The organism is Serratia sp. X10 (genome assembly GCF_017811775.1).
In the GTDB taxonomy this organism is placed as follows: Bacteria; Pseudomonadota; Gammaproteobacteria; order Enterobacterales; family Enterobacteriaceae; genus Serratia; species Serratia ureilytica.
The window spans coordinates 535929-557620 of sequence record NZ_JAEIOH010000004.1 but is presented as its reverse complement, the minus strand read 5'-3'; the positions used below and the strand labels follow the sequence as shown (position 1 = coordinate 557620).

Genomic DNA, 21692 nt, shown 5'->3' with positions numbered 1-21692 from the left:
CAGAGGGAAGTAAAACCCCGTGTGCGCTCATTGCGCAAAATCACGGTAAATTGACTGAATTTCTTCTTGGAAGAAGCCGCGATAGAGCAGATAACGCTGCACTTTGGCTTTCTCTTTCCAGTCGGTTGGCAACGCATCGCCAAATTTTCGCTGCGCCACCTGTTTCGCCTGTTCACACCAGTCGATATCGCATTCCGCCAACGCGTCCTGCACCAGCGCTTTATCCACGCCCTTTTGCATCAGTTCGCTGCGGATGCGCTGCGCGCCATAACCTTTGCGGCTGCGGCTGCCGATGTAGCTGTGGGCGAAACGCTTATCGTCCAGCCAGTTGTGCTGGTAACAGTAGACGATAACCTGATCGATCAGCGCGGGATCTACCGGCTCTTCGGCTACCGGCGGCGGCGATGTCGGCGCATGCGGCCCCTTGCCGCCAAACCGGGCTTTCGCCACAAACGGCTGCGCCGCAAGTTTGCGGCGCAGTTCAGCTTCACTATGATCGCGTTGCGACAGCAGGCGCATGGCGCGGCTTAGCAAGTCATTCATCATTCAAGCCTGAATTCAGGGGATGTGCGCCACATAAACGGCAGCGCACATCTTCAGCGATTAAAACTGCTCGCTGGTTTCCGCTTCGTCATCTTCGAAGTCGTCACCGGAGGCAGCTACCAGCTCACCGCCGCTGTGCAGCAGCAGGTCGCGCAGTTTCTTATCCAGCTCGGCGGCGATAGCCGGGTTTTCTTTCAGGAAGTTACAGGCATTCGCCTTGCCCTGACCGATCTTCTCGCCGTTATAGCTGTACCAGGCACCGGCTTTTTCGATCATCTTGTGCTTCACGCCCAGATCGACCAGCTCGCCACGGCTGTTGATGCCTTCGCCGTACATGATTTGGAACTCAGCCTGTTTGAACGGCGCAGCGATTTTGTTCTTCACCACTTTCACGCGGGTTTCGCTGCCCACCACTTCGTCGCCCTCTTTGATGGCACCGATACGACGGATATCCAGACGCACCGAAGCATAGAACTTCAGAGCGTTACCACCGGTAGTGGTTTCCGGGTTGCCGAACATCACACCAATTTTCATACGGATCTGGTTGATGAAGATCAGCAGGGTATTGGCGTTTTTCAGGTTGCCGGCCAGCTTACGCATCGCCTGGCTCATCATGCGCGCCGCCAACCCCATGTGCGAATCGCCGATTTCACCTTCGATTTCCGCCTTCGGCGTCAACGCCGCCACGGAATCGACGATGATGACGTCAACCGCGCCGGAGCGGGTCAGCGCATCACAGATTTCCAGCGCCTGCTCGCCGGTGTCCGGCTGGGAGCACAGCAAGTTGTCGATATCGACGCCCAGCTTCTTCGCATAGATAGGATCCAGCGCGTGCTCGGCATCGATGAACGCACAGGTTTTGCCTTCGCGCTGCGCGGCGGCGATCACCTGCAGCGTCAGGGTGGTTTTACCGGACGATTCCGGGCCGTAGATTTCGACGATGCGGCCCATCGGCAGGCCGCCGGCGCCCAGAGCGATATCGAGTGACAGTGAGCCGGTGGAGATGGTTTCCACGTCCATGGAACGGTCTTCACCCAGGCGCATGATGGAGCCTTTGCCGAACTGTTTCTCAATCTGGCCCAGTGCCGCAGCTAACGCCTTTTGCTTGTTCTCATCAATAGCCATTTTTGCTCCTTCGTTTCGCAATGCCGGTGTTACCCCACACTGCCACTGAATGTATGTTGTGCAGGAAATGTCACTAATTATACTGTATGGTCATACAGTATCAAGCCTAATTTACAAAAATTCGTCGATGGCGGTTTGCAGCGCGAAAATCGTCGCCTGCAGCCGCACCGCGTCGCGGTCGCCCTCGAATTGCATCTTGCGCGACAGCCCCCGGCCATCGCTGCCGGCGAAGCCGAACCACACGGTGCCGACCGGCTTTTCCGCGCTGCCGCCGTCCGGGCCGGCGATGCCGCTCACCGACAGCGCCAGATCGGCCTTCGCCGCACGCAGCGCCCCTATGGCCATCTCGCGCACCACCTCTTCGCTGACCGCGCCGTGCGCCGCCAACGTCGCTTCGCTCACCCCCAGCAGATCATGCTTCGCCGCATTGCTGTAGGTCACGAATCCGCGATCGAAATAGGCGGAGCTCCCCGCAACATCGGTAATGGCCTTGGCGATGCCGCCGCCGGTGCAGGATTCCGCGCAGGTGATCCAGCGGCCCTGCGCCTTCAGTTTTTCCCCTGCCAGCACGCTGAGCCGGCGCAGTTGGTTTTGACTCATAACCCCTCCCTCGCGAATTCAGGTATATGCGCCCGATAGTAGCATTTATCAAGGCGGCGCGGCGGCTGGTGCGCAGAAATGCGCAGCGCCTCGCAGGAGGTGCGGTTTTAAGCGCCCGGCCAAGCTGCTAGTATCAAAAGAAGCGCCCCATCGAGCGGCGGCGCACCAGCACAAGGAACATCACGGAGGCGGCACGCTGCGGCGGCGGTCTCAGGGCGCACCAGAAGAGATTAGGATGATAGAGTGAAAAAAACGTTGGGCGTATTTTTGCCGTTGTACACCACCACCCTGCTGCTGCTGTTGGGCTCGGGCCTGCTCACTACCTACGTCTCGCTGCGGCTGACCTCCATTCACGTCAGCAGCGCGCTGATCGGCGCCATCATCGCCGCCAACTACATCGGGCTGGTGATCGGCGGCAAGGTCGGCCACTTTCTCATCGCCCGCGTCGGGCATATCCGCGCCTACGTGGCCTGCGCCGGCATCATCACCGCCGCGGTGCTGGGCCACGGCCTGACGGAGTTCATTCCCGCCTGGGTCGCGCTGCGCCTGGTGATCGGCCTATGCATGATGTGTCAGTACATGGTGCTGGAGAGCTGGTTGAACGACCAGGCGGAATCCAATCAGCGCGGCATGGTGTTCGGCTTCTATATGGCGGCGACCTATCTCGGCATGTCGCTGGGCCAGATAGTGCTGATGCTGCAAAGCAATCTGGGCATCGCCACGCTGCTGGTGATCGCGCTGTGCTTCGCGCTTTGTCTGGTGCCCATCGCTCTCACCACCCGCACCAATGCGCGCCACATGTCGCCGGCGCCGATGGAGCTGCGTTACTTTGTCGGCGCCATTCCCAAGGTGCTGGCTACCACGCTGGTGATCGGCATGGTGGTGGGCTCGTTTTACGGCCTGGCGCCGGTCTACGCCAGCCTGCAATCCTTAACCACTCAGCAAACCGGCCTGTTCATGGCGCTCTCCATCTTCGCCGGGCTGGTGGCGCAATTCCCGCTCAGTTGGCTGTCGGATCGCTATAACCGCCCCTTGCTGATGCGCCTCAACGCCATTCTGCTGATCGTGGCGGCGCTGCCGCTGGCGCTGCTGCCGCACATCGATTTTCCGCTGCTGCTGGCGGTAGGATTCGTCGTCAGCATGCTGCAGTTTACGCTTTACCCGCTCGCGGTGGCGCTGGCCAACGATCTGATCGAGCCGGAGCGCCGCGTCTCGCTGGCCGCCTGTCTGCTGATGGCGTTCGGCGTCGGCGCCAGCATCGGGCCGTTGGCGGTCGGCGCGCTGATCGAGCCGCTTGGCGGCAATATTCTGTACGCCTTCTTCGCCCTGTGCGGCGTGCTGCTGGCAGCCCTGAGCCGGACGGCCAAAGCAGAGGAACCGCAGCTGGCGCAGGACGCGCCGGTGCCGCATATTGCGCTGCCGGACAGCCTCGCCAGCTCGCCGCTGTCGCCGGCGCTCAATCCAACCTTCGATGAGCAGATCATTCACGACACCATGCCGCCGCCGGAAGCAGCGCCCGATGTCGAGCAGCAGCAGCCCGAAGAACAGGAGGCGGAACCCTCAGCTCAGGGGGCGGATCCGGAAGAAGACACCGGCCTGAAAAAGGCGCACGCCATGCTGTAAATGACTGCGTTACAGATCCCGGAAAGAGCCCAGCAGAAAACCGCGTTCGGCGATCGCCGCTTTCAGCGTCGGCGCGGTCAACACATCCAGCTCGGAGAGGCGCGGATGGCAGTATTGGCTCTGCAGGATCGTCGCGTCGAGGAAGGCCGGGTGGCACATCATTTCCAATGATTCTGCGCCCTGCTCGTCGGCGCGCGCCAACCGCTGCAAGAACAAGGCTTCGGAAATCATTTCACCGTAGAATCCCGCGTCAAACGCGTCGGTGCTGCAGGGAGTCTGCAACGCAATGTCGCGCCGTTTCGCCTCTTCGCGATCGATGCGCAGCGGCAGATCATGCGCCAGCGCGAACGCCTCCACCAGCGGGTAAATCTGCGGCTGCATATGCACATGGTGGTGGCTGTCAATGTGCGTCGGCGGCCTGCCGAACAGCGTCACGAACCGCGCGAACTGGTGCTGCAGCTCTTCCTGAATCTCGTCCAGCGGCAACTCGCCGGCCTCGGCGCGGCGCCACAGCCATTTGCCCAGTTCGCCGCGCTCGTTGACCAGCGAAGGCATGGCGCCCAACGGCCTGCCATGGGTCAAAACGAAGTGCAGCCCGATCGGCAATCCGGGATATTGCCGGCTGAGCGCTGCAGCATGCTCCGCACCGCCGCCGTTCACCATCGCCGTGGTGGAGGAAACGACGCCATGCTGATACGCCTCGATAACGCCATAGTTCTGCCCTTTGCTCAGACCGAAATCGTCGGCATTCACGATCAGTAGTTTTTCCATAGTGGCTCCCGCGGGATAAATTTTTGGCAAAGGAGGGCCGACCGACCGGTGCGGCATTCCCCTTCGCTAAGATAAAAATCAAATGATTAACCGACCGGCACCCTGAAGCTCATCGGCATATCGGCGTTGATACTGATCGGGAGCGGCCCTAAAGAGGGCCGTAACACTTTTTTCGGTAGTTGCCTGGGGTCACGTCGGTGAGCCGCTTGAAGTTTTTAATGAACAGGCTGACATCGCCATAGCCGGAATCAAAGGCGATGTCGGAGACCGAATAGTTGGTGACCTCCAGCTGCGTCTTGGCGAAGTTGATGCGGATCTCATTGATCACCTGCATCGGCGTCTTCTGGTAGTAACGCCGCATCGCCCGGGTCAGGTACTCCTGAGTTTTCCCCGACAGCGCCACCATGTTCGCCAACGCCCGCTCGCCGAACATCGCCTTGTCATGCATGCCGGCCAGGGTGTTTTTCAGCCACTGCGGGATATCATCGCCGCCGTCGGTGTCTTCTTTATAGTGACGAATACGGCTGATCACGTAGAAGGTCAGCGTTTCGAGGAATTCGGCGAAATCGTCCTCGCGAAACTGCGGCGAACTCACCACCGATTCGATATAGGCTAAAAACTCGCTTCTCAGGCTGTAGGCCTGCGAGGCGACAAAACAGCGCGGCAGTTGCTGCAAATAGTGCTCTTCAAAAAACGCTTTGCTGACCGCCACGTTGAAGATTTTCGTCGCGCCGAACTCGTAAAAGCTCTGGTGGTAAGAGCCGATGGGGATAAAGACGAAATCCCCGCGTTCCAGCAGCACCCGCTTGCCGTTGATCTCCTGATAGCATTTGCCGCTCAGCACGATGGTGAATTCGTAATAGTCATGCTGATGCAGCCCGGTGGCGCTTTCCACCTTGTTGTAGATGAACAGGTGAAAGTCTTTGCAGTTAAAGAAATCCTGCTCGCGAATCAGCTTCACGTCGTTCACACTCAGCGAAATTGGGTTATCGGACACGGCGCCGGCCTCCCGTTAGTCAAATCCGTTGCGTCTGGCCGCCTCGGCAAACCAGTAGCCGCTTTTTTTGATGGTGCGCCGCTGCTCCGCCCGGTCCAGCCGCACCAGCCCATAACGATTCTTGTAGGCGTTCAGCCAAGACCAGCAGTCGATAAAGGTCCACAGATGATAGCCCTTGCACTGCGAGCCTTCCGCCAGCGCGCGGTGCAGCCACTTCAGGTGATCGCGAATAAACTCGATGCGGTAATCGTCCTCCACCCGCCCATCGGCGCCGATAAACGCTTCTTCGCCCTCGACGCCCATGCCGTTTTCCGAAATATAACAGGGCAGATTGCCGTAGTTCTCTTTCAGGTCCATCAGGATGTCGTACAACCCCTTCTCATAGATCTCCCAGCCGCGATGCGGATTGATTTTGCGGCCCGGCATTGCATAGTAACTGAACAAGTCCTCCGGCAGCGCGATCGGCTCCCCGGCGCGGCGCCCCGCTTTCGCCTGCACCCTGCGCGGCTGGTAGTAGTTGACGCCGAGGATATCCACCACGCCGCCTTCGATCAGTTGCGCGTCCTGCGGCTCGCAGTGTGGCATCAGCCCATGCTGCTCCAACAGGTGCAGCAGCGGCGTCGGATAACGCCCCTTGGCGACCGGATCGAGAAAGCTGCGATTGAGCAGCAGATCGGCGTCGTGTGCGGCCTGCAGATCCTCCGGCGCATCGGAGCGCGGATAGGTCGGGCTCAGATTCAGAATGATGCCGATGCTCCCCGGCAACCCGCGCGCTCTGAAACGCTGCACTGCCATGGCGTGCGCCAGCACGCTGTGATACGCCACGGTGACCGCCCGTTTGAAGTCCACCACGCAAGGGTAGTGCAAGTCATTCAGGTAACCGGCCTCTACCGGCACGATCGGCTCGTTGAAGGTGAACCAGTGGGTAACCCGATCGCCAAACAGGCCGAAACAGGTATCGGCGTAACGCGCGTAGGCTTCGACCACCGCCCGGCTTTCCCAGCCGCCGCGCTGCTGCATGCACAGCGGCATATCGAAGTGATAGAGATTGATAAACGGGGTGATGCCCTGCGCCAGCAGCTCGTCGATCATCGCGTTATAGAAGGCCACCGCCTGCGGGTTCACCTCGCCGTCGCCGTCCGGGATCAGCCGCGACCACGAGATCGACGTTCTGAAGGTATTGTGGCCCAACGTTTTGAGCAGCCCGATGTCGGTGCGGAAATGGTCATAAAAGGTCGAGGCCTCGGCCGGCCCCACCCGATCGTGAAAGCGCTCGGGCGCGATCTCGTACCAATAGTCGAAGATGTTGCGGCTCTTGCCGTCCCGCGCGGCCGCCCCTTCAGACTGCGGCGCGGAGGTGGCGCTGCCCCACCAGAACCCGTCGGCAAATTGATATTCCATACTCGCGTCCCTCGCGGGGCGGCCGCGCCGCCCCGTTCCACAGTTAGAATTTCAGCGCGTTGGCGATGTCTTCTTCGCTTTCTGTCGCCGCATCGATCTGGCTCTGCGCCTTGTTGGAGATCGCCACGAACGGCAGGTAAATCACGGTGGCGACCGCCAGGTTGAACAGGCTCAGCAACATGGCCATGATGCTGCCGTTGGTGTTGAAGAACGCCCCCAGGCCAACCGGCATGGTCCAGGGCGCGATGTTGGTGATCGGCGGGATCAGCCCGGAGTAATAAGCCAGCGAAGTGATAATGGTCAGCACCGGCTGTACCAGAATAAACGGAATGAACATCACCGGGTTCATGATCACCGGCAGGCCAAACAGGATCGGCTCGTTGATCTGGAAAATGCCGGATGGCGTCGCCAACTTGGCGACCTGGCGGTAATCTTCGCGGCGCGAGGCGATGAAGATGGCGATGATCAGACCCAGCGTCGAGCCGGTGCCGCCGAGGTAGATATAGGAGTCGACGAACGGTTTCGCCCACATGTGGAACTCTTTACCGGCGGCCACCGCCGCTTCGACAGAACCGTATTTGTTGTACAGCTCCACGTTTTCCAGCGCGAACGGTGTCATGATGCCGCTGTCCAGCGCCGCCAGCGCCATGGAGCCGTGCACCCCAAAGAACCACAGCAGCGAAGAGAACAGCACGTACACCCAACCCACCACGCTGCCCATCTTGGCCAGCGGCGCCGAAATGCCGTCCATGATGATCTGGTGGAAGTTGGTGCCCCAATGCGCCAGCGCGAACGCCACCAGCCCCATGATGGAGAGGATGATGAAGCCGGGGATCAGTGCCGAGAAAGAACGCGACACCGAAGCCGGCACGCTGTCCGGCAGGCTGATCACCCAGTTGCGCCGCACGATGAAAGCAAACATCTCAGCCACCGCCAACCCGATCACCATACCGGAAATGATGTTGGCGCCGCCCAGCCAGTTGGCGCCCACCGCATAGGCCTCGCCGACGTTGAACGGCGTGACGGTCATGAAGGCCGCCACCGCCAGCAGTGCCGAGGCCAGCGGATCGACCTTGCGCTCTTCGGCCAACGCCATGCTGATAAAGAACGGCGTCATCAGGGACATGATCCCCAGCGTACCGTTGTAAACGCTGCCGCCGATGCTCTTCAGGCCGTTAAGCGTCTCGATGGTGGAGGCGTCCAATCGCACGCCCAGCGAATAGAAGAACGATCCCTCGCCAAAGCTCAGGAACACGTTGTTGATCAACACGAACATCGCCCCGGTCAAGGTCAGCGGCATCAGACGGATAAAGCCGTTTTTGATGGCGTTGACGTGGGGCTGCTTACCGATTTTTACGGCGAAAGGCAGGATAACCTTCTCGAGCGAGGCAATGAGGGTATTCACGGCGGCCTCCTGTTATTGGTTGGCTTTTTTGATGGCGGCCACCGCGGCCTTCAGCACGCCCAGCCCATCGACCTTGCCGTACAGCTGCGGATCGATGACTTCAACAGGTTTATTGGGCAACTGTTTCTGCACTTCCGGCAGGGTGTAGGCGATCTGCGGCCCCAGCAGGATCAGATCCGCTTCAACGCCCTTCTCCGCGGCCAGCGCTTCCGGATAGGCGGCGATGATCACCGGCACTTCATATTTTTCGGCCTGCGCCTTCATTTTTGATACCAACAGGGAAGTGGACATACCGGCAGAACAAAACAGATAGATTTTTTTCTTTTCCATACCAAGCACCTCAGATAATCAAAAAAACCCGGTGTTATTTGTATGCCAGATGCAATCACGATTGCTTCACGCACATTCCTTATGAAAATTTCCGTCACGTTGCCCTGGTTACAGACAGTATACGGAGCATGAAAAAAGGATCGGTAAGCCAGAAGGACACAGAACCGTCTCTCATTGACCTGATGGATTGACTCTCTTCACATTTCGCACAAAAAAATAGTGTGACCGGGCTCTCAAATAACCGATAAAAACTCAGAATATTCGTAATAAATAATCAAATAGCAATTATAAACAGCAAGTTATAAACTCGCCGGGAATTTAAGGGTTTATTTGCGCCTGAACAAACGAAAAGGGAATAAAAATAGTTCAAGCTTGATTCGCCTGCTGCCATCCGAACGCGATGGCTGGTGAAGAGGATTACGTGGGCAGACGCAGCAACTCAATCACCGTGGCCAGCGCCACGGAATGGTTTCTGCGGTTGGGGTAATAGAGGTAAAAACCGGGAAACGGCGCGCAATAACCTCTACGCCGCCTCAGCGGGCGGCCACTTGCGTTGTTGCCCGCAGGCGAACAACAATCTCGCCGCGTTTCAAACCCGCCTTGCGCAGCGCTTCCCATTTTTACCTGTGACAGCCGATTGCCCGCTGGGCTAGTATAAGCGTCTGTGCAAACCTCGGGTTTGAGCGCGCCGTTTGGCGTTTTGATGATTTGATTTGCGCCGCCCGCCAAGCGCTGAGTGGGCGACGCCTGCTGAAACAATGTGATAGCGAATGACGACAATGAAAATCACAGTTCCCTTTACATTCAATGGATTGGAAAAATAATCGCATGAATAGCACCGATAAACTCGATTCGCACACGCCGATGATGCAGCAGTACCTGCGCCTCAAGGCCCAGCATCCTGAAATCCTGCTGTTCTACCGCATGGGCGACTTCTACGAGCTGTTTTACGACGACGCCAAGCGCGCTTCCCAACTGCTGGATATCTCGCTGACCAAACGCGGCGCCTCGGCGGGCGAGCCGATCCCGATGGCCGGCGTGCCGCACCACGCGGTGGAGAACTACCTGGCCAAGCTGGTGCAGCTCGGCGAGTCCGTCGCCATCTGTGAGCAGATCGGCGATCCGGCCACCAGTAAAGGGCCGGTCGAGCGCAAAGTGGTGCGCATCGTCACCCCCGGCACCATCACCGACGAAGCGCTGCTGCAAGAGCGCCAGGACAACCTGCTGGCGGCGATCTGGCAGGATGCGCGCGGCTTCGGTTACGCCACGCTGGACGTGAGCTCCGGCCGCTTCCGCGTCGCCGAGCCGCAGGATCTGGAAACTATGGCCGCCGAGCTGCAGCGCACCAATCCGGCCGAGCTGCTCTACCCGGAAACCTTCGAACAAATGGCGCTGATCGAACAGCGCCACGGCCTGCGCCGCCGTCCGCTGTGGGAATTCGAACTGGAGACCGCACGCCAACAACTCAACCTGCAGTTCGGCACCCGCGATTTGACCGGCTTCGGCGTCGAACAGGCGCATCAGGCGCTGCGCGCCGCCGGCTGTCTGTTGCAGTACGTGAAAGATACCCAGCGCACTTCGCTGCCGCACATTCGCGGCATCACCATGGAACGTCAGCAGGACGGCATCATCATGGACGCCGCCACCCGCCGCAACCTGGAGCTGACGCAGAGCCTGTCCGGCGGCAGCGACAACACGCTGGCGGCGATCCTCGATCGCACAGTCACGCCGATGGGCAGCCGCATGCTGAAACGCTGGCTGCACATGCCGACCCGAGACATCAAGGTGCTGACCGCCCGCCAACAGGCGATCGGCGCATTGCAGGAACGGTTCGCCGATCTGCAGCCTTCGCTGCGCCAGGTGGGCGATCAGGAGCGAATTTTGGCGCGCCTGGCGCTGCGCACCGCGCGTCCGCGCGATCTGGCCCGCATGCGTCATGCTTTCCAGCAACTGCCGGACATCCGCGCGCTGCTGCAAGATGTGGATACGCCGCATGTGCAGCAACTGCTATCTCAGGTGGGCCAGTTCGACGAGCTGCGCGAACTGCTGGAACGCGCGATCATTGAATCGCCGCCGGTGCTGGTGCGCGACGGCGGCGTGATCGCCCCCGGTTACAACAGCGAGCTGGACGAGTGGCGCGCCCTGGCCGACGGCGCCAGCGACTACCTCGATCGGCTGGAGATCCGCGAGCGTGAAAAGCTGGGGCTGGATACGCTCAAGGTCGGCTTCAACGGCGTACACGGCTACTACATTCAGGTGAGCCGCGGTCAGAGCCATCTGGTGCCGATCCACTATGTACGTCGCCAGACGCTGAAAAACGCCGAGCGCTACATCATCCCGGAATTGAAAGAGTACGAAGACAAGGTACTCACCTCCAAGGGCAAAGCGCTGGCAATTGAGAAAAACCTGTACGACGAGCTGTTCGATCTGCTGCTGCCACACCTGGCGGAACTGCAGCAAAGCGCCGCCGCGCTGGCCGAGCTGGACGTGCTGGCCAACCTGGCCGAGCGCGCCGACACCCTGAACTACGCCTGCCCGGTCATGAGCGAGCAGCCGGGGATCCGCATCACCGAAGGCCGCCACCCGGTGGTGGAGCAGGTGCTGAGCGAACCGTTTATCTCCAACCCGCTCTCCCTGTCGCCACAGCGCCGCATGCTGATCATCACCGGCCCGAACATGGGCGGTAAAAGCACCTATATGCGGCAAACGGCGCTGATTGTGCTGATGGCGCACATCGGCAGCTACGTTCCAGCAGCCAAAGCCACCATCGGCCCAGTGGATCGCATCTTCACCCGCGTCGGCGCGGCGGACGATCTGGCTTCCGGCCGTTCCACCTTCATGGTGGAGATGACCGAAACCGCCAACATCCTGCACAACGCCACCGAGCACAGCCTGGTGTTGATGGATGAAATCGGCCGTGGCACCTCCACCTACGACGGCCTGTCGCTGGCCTGGGCCTGCGCCGAGAACCTGGCTAACCGCATCAAGGCAATGACGCTGTTCGCCACCCACTACTTCGAGCTGACAACCCTGCCGGAAAAAATGGAAGGCGTGGTCAACGTGCATCTGGACGCGCTTGAGCACGGCGACACCATCGCTTTTATGCACAGCGTGCAGGACGGTGCCGCCAGCAAAAGCTATGGCCTGGCGGTCGCCGCGCTGGCCGGCGTGCCGCGCGACGTCATCAAGCGCGCCCGCCAGAAACTGCGCGAGCTGGAATCCATCTCCAGCCACACCGCGTCGGGCAGCGTCGATGCCACCCAGATGACGCTGTTGCAGGAAGAGACTTCGCCGGCGGTAGAAGCCCTGGAGGCGCTGGATCCGGATTCCCTGTCGCCGCGCCAGGCGCTGGAATGGATCTACCGGCTGAAAAATATGGTGTAGTCAGACGTCACACGCGGGCATAAAAAAACGGTGAGCATCATGCTCACCGTTTTTATTTGATGCGGTTCAACAACCGGCGTTATTCGCGGAACAGCGCCTCAATGCTCAGGCCCTGCATCTGCAGAATCTCACGCAGGCGGCGCAAACCTTCAACCTGAATCTGACGGACGCGTTCACGCGTCAGGCCAATCTCCCGGCCCACGTCTTCTAGCGTCGCCGCTTCATAGCCCAACAGGCCGAAACGACGCGCCAACACTTCACGCTGTTTGGCGTTCAGTTCGAACAGCCATTTGACGATGCTTTGCTTCATATCGTCGTCTTGCGTGGTGTCTTCAGGCCCGTTGTCCTTCTCGTCGGCCAGAATGTCCAGCAGCGCTTTCTCCGAATCCCCGCCCAGCGGCGTATCCACCGAGGTGATGCGCTCATTCAGGCGCAGCATGCGGCTGACGTCATCCACCGGCTTGTCGAGTTGCTCGGCAATCTCTTCAGCGCTCGGTTCATGATCCAGTTTATGGGAAAGCTCGCGCGCGGTGCGCAGATAAACATTCAGTTCTTTGACGATATGGATAGGCAAACGAATGGTGCGGGTTTGGTTCATGATCGCCCGTTCAATCGTCTGACGGATCCACCAGGTTGCGTAAGTGGAGAAACGGAAACCGCGTTCCGGGTCGAATTTTTCCACCGCGCGGATCAGACCGAGGTTACCCTCTTCGATCAGATCCAGCAGCGCCAGACCGCGGTTGCTGTAGCGGCGGGCGATTTTCACCACCAGCCGCAGGTTGCTTTCAATCATGCGACGGCGGGACGGCACGTCACCGCGCAGAGCACGCCGCGCAAAATAGACCTCTTCCTCTGCGGTCAGCAGAGGTGAATAACCGATCTCACCCAGATAGAGCTGCGTCGCATCCAATACGCGTTGCGTAACGCCTTGAGACAACAGCTCTTCTTCCGCTAAATCGTTCTCGCTGGCCTCTTCTTCTACCAGCGCTTTTTCATCAAACGACTCGGCCTCAGCTCCATTCTCGTCGAAATCCGCATCATCATGTAACTCGTTAACTTTCAGCGTATTTTGGCTCATATGCTGCTCCTACCCGTGATACCGCGAGCAGAATCTCAGCGTATTCTGCCCAATCTATCGCTGCGGAAGATAACGCAGCGGGTTTACGGATTTCCCCTTGTAACGAATTTCAAAATGCAAACGTACTGAACTGGTACCGGTGCTACCCATGGTGGCTATTTTTTGACCCGCCTTCACTTCTTGTTGTTCCCGGACCAGCATTGTGTCGTTATGAGCGTAGGCGCTCAGGTAATCATCATTATGTTTGATGATGATTAGATTACCGTAACCCCGTAAAGCGTTGCCGGCATACACTACGCGACCATCGGCGGTAGCGAAGATAGGCTGCCCACGGGAACCGGCGATATCGACGCCCTTATTCCCACCTTCTGATGAGGAAAAGTTATCAATAATCTTGCCGTCAGTCGGCCATCTCCAGGTACTGACAGGAGCGCTATTGCTGACGGTGCTGCTCACTGGTGGAGCGGCTTCCGGTGCGGTAACAGGCGCAGTCGCGGTCCCAACCGCTGCGGCGCCCGCTGCAGGTAACATCTTACCTACATTCTGTTTACCCGAGTTTTCAGAATACGCGTTAGTTGATTGAGAATCAACCGTTGCCGTCTGGATCTGGGCGCTGGAAGGTGGCTTCGGAACACCGCCTTTGGTCGCGTCAGTCGTCGCCAGCATACCGCCGCCGCCATTGGCAGAACCATTACCAAGTTGAATGGTTTGGCCAACATTCAGGCTGTAAGGCTCGGGAATATTGTTGCGCTGCGCCAGGTCGCGGAAATCGTTGCCGGTGATCCAGGCGATGTAGAACAGCGTGTCACCGCGCTTGACCGTATAGGTGTCGCCGCCGCTGTAGCTCCCTTTAGGGATAGCGTTATAACTGCGGTTATAGACAATGCGGCCCTCAGGGCCGGTCTGCTGTGCCCCGCCATTATTATTGCCGGTTGGAACGGCGCCACCGCCCACGCTGCTGATAGGGGCTGACGTCGAGGCCGTGTTTGTACAACCCGCCAACCACAAACTTACCATCGTACACACCGCAACCCGGCGTAACGTAATCATTGGGCTTCCCGTGCTCATGCTTCCCCCATGACAGCAATATCAGTGATATATCCAAAATACCCTTTACATCGTAGCCGAGCTTTTGCCACTTCCCAGTTTCTGCGATGTAAAGGCGCCGCCGGCCGATCCCTGAACGCCAGGTCATCTCCCGCCGGAGCATCAAAACGCGCGCCAATGCTAACCACATTGACGTTGCCGCACCATAAGACAACTACGTAGAAAGGCCAATTCTAGTGAAAATTAGCCTGATTGGAACGAGAAAACCTTATCCGCACGTGATGAAAGTGCAACAGATTTTGCGGGCGGTCTAAAAATCAGACAATCGCTAGGCCAATTCGCCTTTCACCAGCGGCACAAAACGCACCGCTTCCACCGCGTCGACCACGAAATCGTTGCCATGACGCTGAATGCGTTTGAGGGTTTGGGCCTGCTCGCCCACCGGCAACACCAAAATGCCGCCGTCGTCCAACTGCTCAACCAGCGCCTGTGGGATCTCAGGCGGCGCGGCAGTGACGATGATCGCATCGAACGGGCCGCGCGACGCCCAGCCCTGCCAGCCGTCGCCGTGGCGAGTGGAAACATTATGAAGATCGAGCTGCTTCAGGCGGCGCTTGGCCTGCCACTGCAGCCCCTTGATGCGCTCGACGGAACAAACGTGTTGCACCAGATGCGCCAGGATAGCGGTTTGATAACCGGAACCGGTGCCGATCTCCAGCACCCGTGAAGTGGGCTTCAGATTCAGCAGCTCGGTCATCCGCGCCACCATATAGGGCTGAGAAATGGTCTGGCCGGAACCGATCGGTAATGCAGTGTTTTCGTAGGCTTTGTGATCCAGCGCTTCGTCGACAAAACGCTCGCGCGGCACCGCTTCGATCGCTCGCAGCAGCTTTTCGTCCCGGATCCCTTGCTGACGCAGCTGCGCCAGCAATGTTTGCATACGCTTGTTCACCATTCCCCGCTAACCTCTGCCTTGGTTAACCATGTTTTCACGACTTCCTGCGCCGCGTAGGCGGTCAAATCCACCTGCAGCGGCGTGATCGCCACATAGCCTTGTTCCACCGCCGCAAAGTCGGTATCCGGCCCGGCATCAAATTTATCACCAGGCGGCCCGATCCAGTAGAGATTTTGTCCGCGCGGATCCTGCTGGCAGAAGACCTTATCGGCAGGATGACGGCTACCGCAGCGGGTGACGCGCAGGCCTTTAATCTCCGCCAGCGGCAGATCCGGCACGTTGATATTCAGGATTTTTCCGGTACGCAACGGCTCGCGCTGCAGCGCGCGCAGGATGCGGCAGGTAATGACGGCGGCGGTCGCATAATGCTGATGGCCGTTCAGCGACACCGCCAGCGCGGGCAGCCCCAGGTGCCGGCCCTCCATCGCCGCCGCGACGGTGCCGGAATAGATGACGTCGTCGCCCAAATTCGGCCCGGCGTTGATGCCGGAGACCACGATGTCCGGCGCCGGGCGCATCAGCGCGTTGACGCCAAGATAGACACAGTCGGTCGGCGTCCCCTGCAGCACCGCGATATCGCCGTTGGCCAGCGTCTGCGTACGCAGCGGCGACTCCAGCGTCAGGGCATTGGAAGAACCGCTGCGGTTACGATCCGGCGCCACCACTTGCACCTCGGCAAACTCCCGCAGCGCCGCCGCCAACGCCTGAATACCCGGTGCGCTGACGCCGTCATCGTTACTCAGCAATATCCGCATCACTGTTATCCTGCTGCATGATTTCGCGAACCACGCTGGTAGCAAAGCTGCCTGCCGGCAGCCAGAAGCGCAGTTCCACAGTAACGTCATCCCACCAGTTCCACTGCAAATTTTGCGGCTGCAACAGCAGGGCCCGGCGAGCGGGTTCGACACGCTCGCGCTTTAAAAGCGTAAGCAATTCCGGTTGTTCCGCCAAGCATTGTTGTTCAAAAGCCAAGGCTTGGCCGGCGGTGCCTGGCTCACCGTCGCCCGGCAAGGAAGCCGTGATCGCCAGCTCGCCGGCATCCAGCCGCTGTTGCAACGTCTCCAGCTCATCGGCTTTGGCGACGAACCAGCTGCCGCGGCCGCTCAACTGCAGGGCATCCCCCTCCAGCACGGTGCGCTGCAGGCCGTCGGCCAGGCGCCGGCCGGTTATCAGATTGAACAGCGCACTGCGGCTGGCGGAAAGGTAGAAGCTGCGCTTGCTGCGCTCTTTAACGCGGATTTCGTCGTTCGCCCAGCGGCGCGCCATCACCAGATTGTTGCCGCCGCGGCCGAAGCGTTGGCTGCCGAAATAGTTTGGCACGCCCTGCGCGGCGATAGCCTGCAGGCGGCGCTCAACGTCCTGACGATCGGAAATCTGGCGCAGCACCAGCGTAAAGTGGTTGCCCTTCAGATTGCCGATGCGCATTTTGCGCAGGTGGCGGGCGAACGAGAGCACCTCGCAGCCTTCCAGCGCAAACTGTGAGAAATCCGGCGTGTCTTTGCCCGGCATATGCAGGCAGAACCACTGTTCGGTCACCGCGTGGCGATCCTTCAAACCCGCATAGCTGACGGAACGGGCGTGAATACTGGCGAAGCGCGCCAGATAGTCGGCCACGAACTGGGTATTGCAGCCGTTTTTACGGATGTTCACCAGCACGTGCTCGCCTTCGCCGTCCGGCGCAAAGCCCAGGTCTTCCACCACCACGAAGTCTTCCGGATTGGCTTTCAACACCCCGGTGCTCTGCGGCCGGCCATGCAGCCAGGTCAGATTCGCCATATCCATGCGGTTATTCCTTGATCAGCAAGGCGACCGCTTCGCAGGCGATGCCCTCGCCGCGCCCGGTGAAGCCGAGCTGCTCGGTGGTCGTGGCCTTCACGTTGACGTCATCCATATGGCACTGCAGATCTTCCGCCAGGAAGACGCGCATCTGCGGGATGTGCGGCGCCATTTTCGGCGCCTGGGCAATAATCGTGATATCGAGGTTGCCGAGGCGGTACCCTTTGGCGCGGATGCGCTTCCAGGCTTCGCGCAGCAGCTCGCGGCTGTCCGCGCCCTTGAAGGCCGGATCGGTATCGGGGAACAGCTTGCCGATATCGCCCAGCGCCGCCGCGCCTAGCAAGGCGTCGGTCGCGGCGTGCAGCGCAACGTCGCCGTCGGAGTGGGCCAGCAAGCCTTTGTCGTAAGGGATGCGAACACCGCCGATCACCAACGGGCCTTCGCCGCCGAATTTATGTACGTCAAAACCGTGACCGATACGCATGGTGCGCTCCTTAATTGTCCAACTGAGTCAAATAGAACGCCGCCAGCGCCAAATCCTCCGGCCGCGTTACTTTAATGTTATCCGCCCGGCCGGCGATCAGCAGCGGATGATAACCGCAATGCTCCAGCGCCGAGGCTTCGTCGGTGACGTTCGCGCCTTCATCCAGCGCGCGCTGCAGGCACTGCTTGAGCAGCGGCAGCGGAAACAGCTGCGGCGTCAGCGCGTGCCACAGATCCTGCCGTTCAACGGTGTGGGCGATGGTGTCGCGGCCAGGTTCGGCGCGCTTCATGGTGTCGCGCACCGGCGCGGCGAGAATGCCGCCCACCTTGCTGTGTGCGGTGATCGCCAGCAGGCGCTCGAGATCGTCGGCGTGCAGACAGGGGCGCGCAGCGTCGTGTACCAGCACCCAGTCCGCATCACCCGCGAGCTTCAGCCCGGCCATCACCGAATCGGCGCGCTGTTTGCCGCCCTCGGTGACGGTCACCCGCGGATCCTGAGCGATGGGCAGCCGTTCGAACTGACGATCTTCCGGGCCGATCGCCACGATCACCCGTTCAATGCGCGGGTGGCGCAACAGGGCATGGATAGCGTGTTCGACGATGCTGTGCCGGCCGATGGTTAAATATTGCTTCGGGCATTCCGCCTGCATGCGGCTGCCGATACCGGCAGCGGGCAGGACGGCAATCACCGAGGGAAAGGTGCCTGCGGAGTGATTCATGCGTTATTTTTGTGCGTTATTTTGCGAGGAAGACGCCGCGTTGCGTCTGGATTGGTCAGGAACCAGACGATAGAAAGTCTCACCGGGCTTGATCATGCCCAGCTCATTACGCGCTCGCTCTTCGATCGCTTCCTGACCGCCGTTCAAATCATCGATTTCGGCAAACAGCTGATCGTTACGCGCTTTCAACTTCGCGTTGTTGCCCTGTTGGACCGCAACGTCTTCATTGACCCGCACGTAATCGTGAATACCATTTTTGCCCAGCCACAGTGAATACTGTAACCAACCGAGCAATGCCAGCAATAGCAGCGTAAGTTTTCCCATCTCCGCCCCCTGAAAAACCGACCAATCATCCCACAACTTCTCGTTGGACTCCACACTGAGAGCGGCATTTCAACGCCAAATTCAGAATACGGATGAAGGATTCCCGTGTTTATCGCCTAATTCCACTGCGAAAGCGGCAAAAAAAGCCGCTTTAGTCCGGCGCGCGCGCCGCGTTTTCCGCTGACACGCACACTGTCCTTCCCCCATTATGCAGCAAGAATCACTGCACCACCGCTTCCTGACCCGTCGCTTACGCCACAGCAAAGCAAAAAGTGAATATTTAACACCATAGAGAGAAGAATCGTCATGCAGTGGTTGCACTTTCATTCATTGAAGCTTATTTTTATGCACTCATAGTGCATAAATAATTCCAATATATAACCATTCATTATCGGGGATCGCGATGTTAAAACGTTTAGTTCTGATCGGCGCCTGCCTGGCCGCCACCTTCTCCACCGCCGCGCTGGCGGCTGAACCTACCTACGTCGTCGGCTCCGGCGGCACCTATCGGCCGTTCGAGTTTGAAAACAGCCAAAAGCAGCTGGAAGGTTTCGACATCGACATTATCAAAGCGGTAGCCAAGGCCGAAGGTTTCCAGATAAAACTGATCAATACACCGTGGGAAGGGATCTTCGCCACGCTGAATTCCGGCGATCGCGATATCATCATCTCCGGCATCACCATCACCGATAAACGCAAACAAATGGTTGATTTTTCTGCGCCTTACTTCCCGGCTGAGCAGGCCATCGTGGTGCCGCAAGACTCGAAGGTAGACTCCATTGCCGCGTTGAAAGCGCTGAAGGTCGGCGTGGTCAACTCCAGCACCGGCGACATCGTGGTGTCCGACGTGCTGGGCAAAAACAGCACCGCCATCAAACGCTTCGACAATACCCCACTGATGCTGCAAGAGCTTTATGAAGACGGCATCGGCGCGGCGGTCGGCGACGTCGGCGTGGCCAAGTTCTATATCAAAACCCACCCTGAGAAAGCCTTCAAGCTGGTGCCCGACGCCAGGTTCGAACGTCAGTATTTCGGCATCGCCGTCGCCAAAGGCAACGATGAGCTGCGCAACAAAATCAACACCGGCCTGAAGAAAATCATCGCCGACGGCACCTACGCCAAGATCTACCAAGCCTGGTTCGACAGCAACGTACCGACGCTGCCGGCGGAATAATGCCCTGCCGCCGGCGCCCGCAAGGCTGTCGGCGCGCCACCGTTTCAGCATACCAAGAAGGAATACCCCTTGAACTTCCGCTGGGAGATCATCCAGGAATACGCGCCGCTGTTTATGGAAGGCGCCTGGATGACCATCAAATGCACCATTATCTGCGTGCTGCTGGGCACCACCTGGGGATTGATCCTCGGTCTGGGGCGCTTGGCGCAGGCGCCGCACGGCATCTGGAAACCCATCCTGCATTACGGCGTTCAGTGGCCGGTGCGCATCTACATCAGCGCCTTTCGCGGCACCCCGCTGTTCGTGCAGATCATGGTGGTGCACTTTGCGCTGGTGCCGCTGTTCATCAACCCGCGCGACGGCCTGCTGGTCACCAGCGGCCTGATGAGCGTCGACTTCGCCCGCGCGCTGCGCGCCGACTACGGCGCCTTTCTCTCCTGCGTGGTGGCGATCACGCTCAATGCCGGCGCCTATGTGTCGGAGATCTTCCGCGCCGGGATCCAATCGATCGACCGCGGCCAGATGGAGGCCTCGCGTTCGTTGGGCATGAGCTACGGCAAGACCATGCGCCAGGTTATCTTGCCGCAAGCCTTCCGGCGCATGCTGCCGCCGCTGGGCAACAACGCCATCGCCATCGTCAAGGATTCATCGCTGGCCTCCGCCATCGGTCTGGCGGATCTGGCCTATGCCGCCCGCACCGTCTCCGGCGCCTACGCCACCTATTGGGAGCCCTACCTGACCATTTCGCTGGTCTATTGGGTCATCACCTTCCTGCTCTCGCTGCTGGTGCAACACATGGAAAAGAGGTTTGGTAAAAGTGATTCGCGTACATAACCTGCAAAAACAGTTCGGTGAAAGCCACGTGCTGCGCGGCATTTCCTGCCGGATCGCCGCCAACGAAGTGGTGTGCGTCATCGGCCCCTCCGGCTCCGGTAAAAGCACCTTCCTGCGCTGCATCAACGCGCTGGAAACGCTCTCCGGCGGCGAGATAGAGGTGAATGGCTTCGCCGTCCACGATCAGAAAACCGACCTGAACAAGATGCGTGAAAGCGTGGGCATGGTGTTCCAACGCTTTAACCTGTTCCCGCACATGACGGTGTTGGAAAACATCATCATGGCGCCGGTAAGCGTGAAAAAACTGCCGCGCGCCGAAGCCATCGCGCAAGCGGAACAGCTGCTGCGCAAGGTCGGCCTGCTCGACAAAATCGACGCCTATCCCAACAGCCTGTCCGGCGGCCAGCAGCAGCGGGTAGCGATCGCCCGCGCGCTGGCGATGGAGCCGAAAATCATGCTGTTCGACGAGCCGACCTCCGCGCTCGATCCGGAGCTGGTGGGCGAAGTGTTGGCGGTGATGAAATCGCTGGCCCATGAGGGCATGACCATGGTGGTCGTCACGCATGAGATGGGCTTTGCCCGCGAGGTGGCCGACCGGGTACTGTTTATCGATCAGGGGATCATTCAGGAAGAAGGGGAACCGCAGCAGATCTTCAGTCACCCGTCCAATCCGCGCACTCAGGCATTTTTGAGCAAAGTTTTGTAACCTTCGGCACGGCTTTGCAATCCTGCGGGCGCCGGCATCGGCGCCCACTCTCTCACCACCCGGTCAGGAAGCTGAACACCAGCCAGAACAGGCACAGCACAACGGCGCCGGTCAGCAGCAGCGTCAAGATCAGACGGCCGCGCAGCAACATGCTGAGGGTGATGCCGATCAGCACCGACAGCGGCATTAGCGCCAGGAAGAATGGCCAGGTATAAAGCAGGAAAAACAGCGTGTTGGAACCGTAAACCAAAAACGGCAACGCGAACGCCAGCCAGTAGAAAACAAAGCCGCTGACGCCGCCCAGGAAAGAATAAGAAGGCTCCTCTTTCTCCTGTTTTGACTGCTTGGAGTCGATCAAGATAGGCGTGACATTTTGCATAGTGATCCCTGGTTATTCGGCTCGCTCTGCGGCGGCTT

Annotated in this window: 22 protein-coding genes; 5 read left to right on the top strand and 17 right to left on the bottom strand. The window is 59.4% G+C overall.

Going from position 1 to position 21692, the window contains the following annotated elements:
- Positions 1 to 27: 27 nt before the first annotated feature.
- The 3 genes from recX to pncC all read right to left on the bottom strand — a co-directional run bounded on the left by recX (position 28) and on the right by pncC (position 2268).
- The gene (gene recX, locus J9788_RS16875; RefSeq protein WP_033651636.1) at positions 28 to 543 is read right to left on the bottom strand and encodes a recombination regulator RecX; all 516 of its coding nucleotides are present in this window, start codon (positions 541 to 543) and stop codon (positions 28 to 30) included.
- Positions 544 to 603: 60 nt separating this feature from the next.
- Entirely contained in the window at positions 604 to 1668 is a 1065-nt protein-coding gene (recA, locus tag J9788_RS16870; protein WP_004932541.1) for a recombinase RecA, read from the bottom strand.
- A gap of 111 nt (positions 1669 to 1779) precedes the next feature.
- The gene (pncC, locus tag J9788_RS16865) at positions 1780 to 2268 is read right to left on the bottom strand and encodes a nicotinamide-nucleotide amidase (protein WP_046898165.1); all 489 of its coding nucleotides are present in this window, start codon (positions 2266 to 2268) and stop codon (positions 1780 to 1782) included.
- Positions 2269 to 2511: 243 nt separating this feature from the next.
- On the opposite strand from pncC, the gene J9788_RS16860 reads away from it, so the two are divergent.
- Complete coding sequence (locus J9788_RS16860; protein ID WP_182265304.1) at positions 2512 to 3891, top strand: MFS transporter; 1380 nt, start codon at positions 2512 to 2514, stop codon at positions 3889 to 3891.
- Positions 3892 to 3900: 9 nt separating this feature from the next.
- Here J9788_RS16860 and chbG read toward each other — a convergent pair whose 3' ends face one another.
- The 5 genes from chbG to J9788_RS16835 all read right to left on the bottom strand — a co-directional run bounded on the left by chbG (position 3901) and on the right by J9788_RS16835 (position 8795).
- The gene (gene chbG / locus J9788_RS16855; RefSeq protein ID WP_182265303.1) at positions 3901 to 4662 is read right to left on the bottom strand and encodes a chitin disaccharide deacetylase; all 762 of its coding nucleotides are present in this window, start codon (positions 4660 to 4662) and stop codon (positions 3901 to 3903) included.
- Positions 4663 to 4810: 148 nt separating this feature from the next.
- A complete protein-coding gene (gene chbR / locus J9788_RS16850) occupies positions 4811 to 5659 on the bottom strand; it encodes a transcriptional regulator ChbR (protein ID WP_046898162.1) in 849 nt (282 codons plus the stop codon).
- 15 nt (positions 5660 to 5674) lie between these two features.
- On the bottom strand, positions 5675 to 7060 hold the full coding sequence (locus tag J9788_RS16845; RefSeq protein ID WP_182265302.1) for a glycoside hydrolase family 1 protein: 1386 nt from the start codon (positions 7058 to 7060) through the stop codon (positions 5675 to 5677).
- Between the two features lie 43 nt (positions 7061 to 7103).
- Positions 7104 to 8465: a PTS N,N'-diacetylchitobiose transporter subunit IIC gene (gene chbC, locus J9788_RS16840; protein ID WP_063918187.1), complete on the bottom strand. Its 1362-nt coding sequence runs from the start codon at positions 8463 to 8465 to the stop codon at positions 7104 to 7106.
- Between the two features lie 12 nt (positions 8466 to 8477).
- Complete coding sequence (locus tag J9788_RS16835; protein ID WP_182265301.1) at positions 8478 to 8795, bottom strand: PTS sugar transporter subunit IIB; 318 nt, start codon at positions 8793 to 8795, stop codon at positions 8478 to 8480.
- 828 nt (positions 8796 to 9623) lie between these two features.
- Between J9788_RS16835 and mutS the strand changes: the two genes are divergently transcribed.
- Positions 9624 to 12179: a DNA mismatch repair protein MutS gene (mutS, locus tag J9788_RS16830; protein ID WP_182265300.1), complete on the top strand. Its 2556-nt coding sequence runs from the start codon at positions 9624 to 9626 to the stop codon at positions 12177 to 12179.
- Between the two features lie 79 nt (positions 12180 to 12258).
- Here the strand turns inward: mutS and rpoS are convergent, their stop codons facing one another.
- The 8 genes from rpoS to ftsB all read right to left on the bottom strand — a co-directional run bounded on the left by rpoS (position 12259) and on the right by ftsB (position 18561).
- Positions 12259 to 13257, bottom strand: coding sequence for an RNA polymerase sigma factor RpoS (gene rpoS, locus J9788_RS16825; protein WP_019455119.1), 999 nt, complete (start codon positions 13255 to 13257; stop codon positions 12259 to 12261).
- A gap of 54 nt (positions 13258 to 13311) precedes the next feature.
- Positions 13312 to 14307: a murein hydrolase activator NlpD gene (nlpD, locus tag J9788_RS16820; RefSeq protein WP_176445967.1), complete on the bottom strand. Its 996-nt coding sequence runs from the start codon at positions 14305 to 14307 to the stop codon at positions 13312 to 13314.
- 325 nt (positions 14308 to 14632) lie between these two features.
- On the bottom strand, positions 14633 to 15259 hold the full coding sequence (locus J9788_RS16815; protein ID WP_182265299.1) for a protein-L-isoaspartate(D-aspartate) O-methyltransferase: 627 nt from the start codon (positions 15257 to 15259) through the stop codon (positions 14633 to 14635).
- Positions 15253 to 16014, bottom strand: coding sequence for a 5'/3'-nucleotidase SurE (surE, locus tag J9788_RS16810; protein WP_019455116.1), 762 nt, complete (start codon positions 16012 to 16014; stop codon positions 15253 to 15255). The genes J9788_RS16815 and surE overlap by 7 nt, the downstream gene beginning before the upstream one ends.
- Complete coding sequence (truD, locus tag J9788_RS16805; RefSeq protein ID WP_182265298.1) at positions 15995 to 17041, bottom strand: tRNA pseudouridine(13) synthase TruD; 1047 nt, start codon at positions 17039 to 17041, stop codon at positions 15995 to 15997. Before truD ends, surE begins: the two co-directional genes overlap by 20 nt.
- A 4-nt stretch (positions 17042 to 17045) precedes the next feature.
- The gene (ispF, locus tag J9788_RS16800) at positions 17046 to 17519 is read right to left on the bottom strand and encodes a 2-C-methyl-D-erythritol 2,4-cyclodiphosphate synthase (RefSeq protein ID WP_004932594.1); all 474 of its coding nucleotides are present in this window, start codon (positions 17517 to 17519) and stop codon (positions 17046 to 17048) included.
- A 10-nt stretch (positions 17520 to 17529) separates the two neighbouring features.
- Positions 17530 to 18237 (bottom strand): 2-C-methyl-D-erythritol 4-phosphate cytidylyltransferase, encoded by a 708-nt coding sequence (ispD, locus tag J9788_RS16795; protein WP_004932598.1) that lies wholly within the window; start codon positions 18235 to 18237, stop codon positions 17530 to 17532.
- 3 nt (positions 18238 to 18240) lie between these two features.
- Positions 18241 to 18561: a cell division protein FtsB gene (ftsB, locus tag J9788_RS16790; RefSeq protein WP_016929043.1), complete on the bottom strand. Its 321-nt coding sequence runs from the start codon at positions 18559 to 18561 to the stop codon at positions 18241 to 18243.
- 403 nt (positions 18562 to 18964) lie between these two features.
- Here ftsB and J9788_RS16785 point away from each other — a divergent pair, with 403 nt between their 5' ends.
- From J9788_RS16785 to J9788_RS16775, 3 genes are all read left to right on the top strand, one after another.
- Complete coding sequence (locus tag J9788_RS16785; protein WP_182265297.1) at positions 18965 to 19735, top strand: basic amino acid ABC transporter substrate-binding protein; 771 nt, start codon at positions 18965 to 18967, stop codon at positions 19733 to 19735.
- A gap of 114 nt (positions 19736 to 19849) precedes the next feature.
- Positions 19850 to 20569 (top strand): amino acid ABC transporter permease, encoded by a 720-nt coding sequence (locus J9788_RS16780; protein WP_042706788.1) that lies wholly within the window; start codon positions 19850 to 19852, stop codon positions 20567 to 20569.
- The gene (locus J9788_RS16775; RefSeq protein WP_046898200.1) at positions 20553 to 21275 is read left to right on the top strand and encodes an amino acid ABC transporter ATP-binding protein; all 723 of its coding nucleotides are present in this window, start codon (positions 20553 to 20555) and stop codon (positions 21273 to 21275) included. The genes J9788_RS16780 and J9788_RS16775 overlap by 17 nt, the downstream gene beginning before the upstream one ends.
- Positions 21276 to 21327: 52 nt before the next feature.
- Here the strand turns inward: J9788_RS16775 and J9788_RS16770 are convergent, their stop codons facing one another.
- Positions 21328 to 21654 carry a DUF3561 family protein gene (locus J9788_RS16770; protein WP_033641885.1) on the bottom strand — a complete coding sequence of 109 codons (327 nt, stop codon included), beginning with the start codon at positions 21652 to 21654 and terminating at the stop codon, positions 21328 to 21330.
- Between the last annotated feature and the right edge of the window lie 38 nt (positions 21655 to 21692).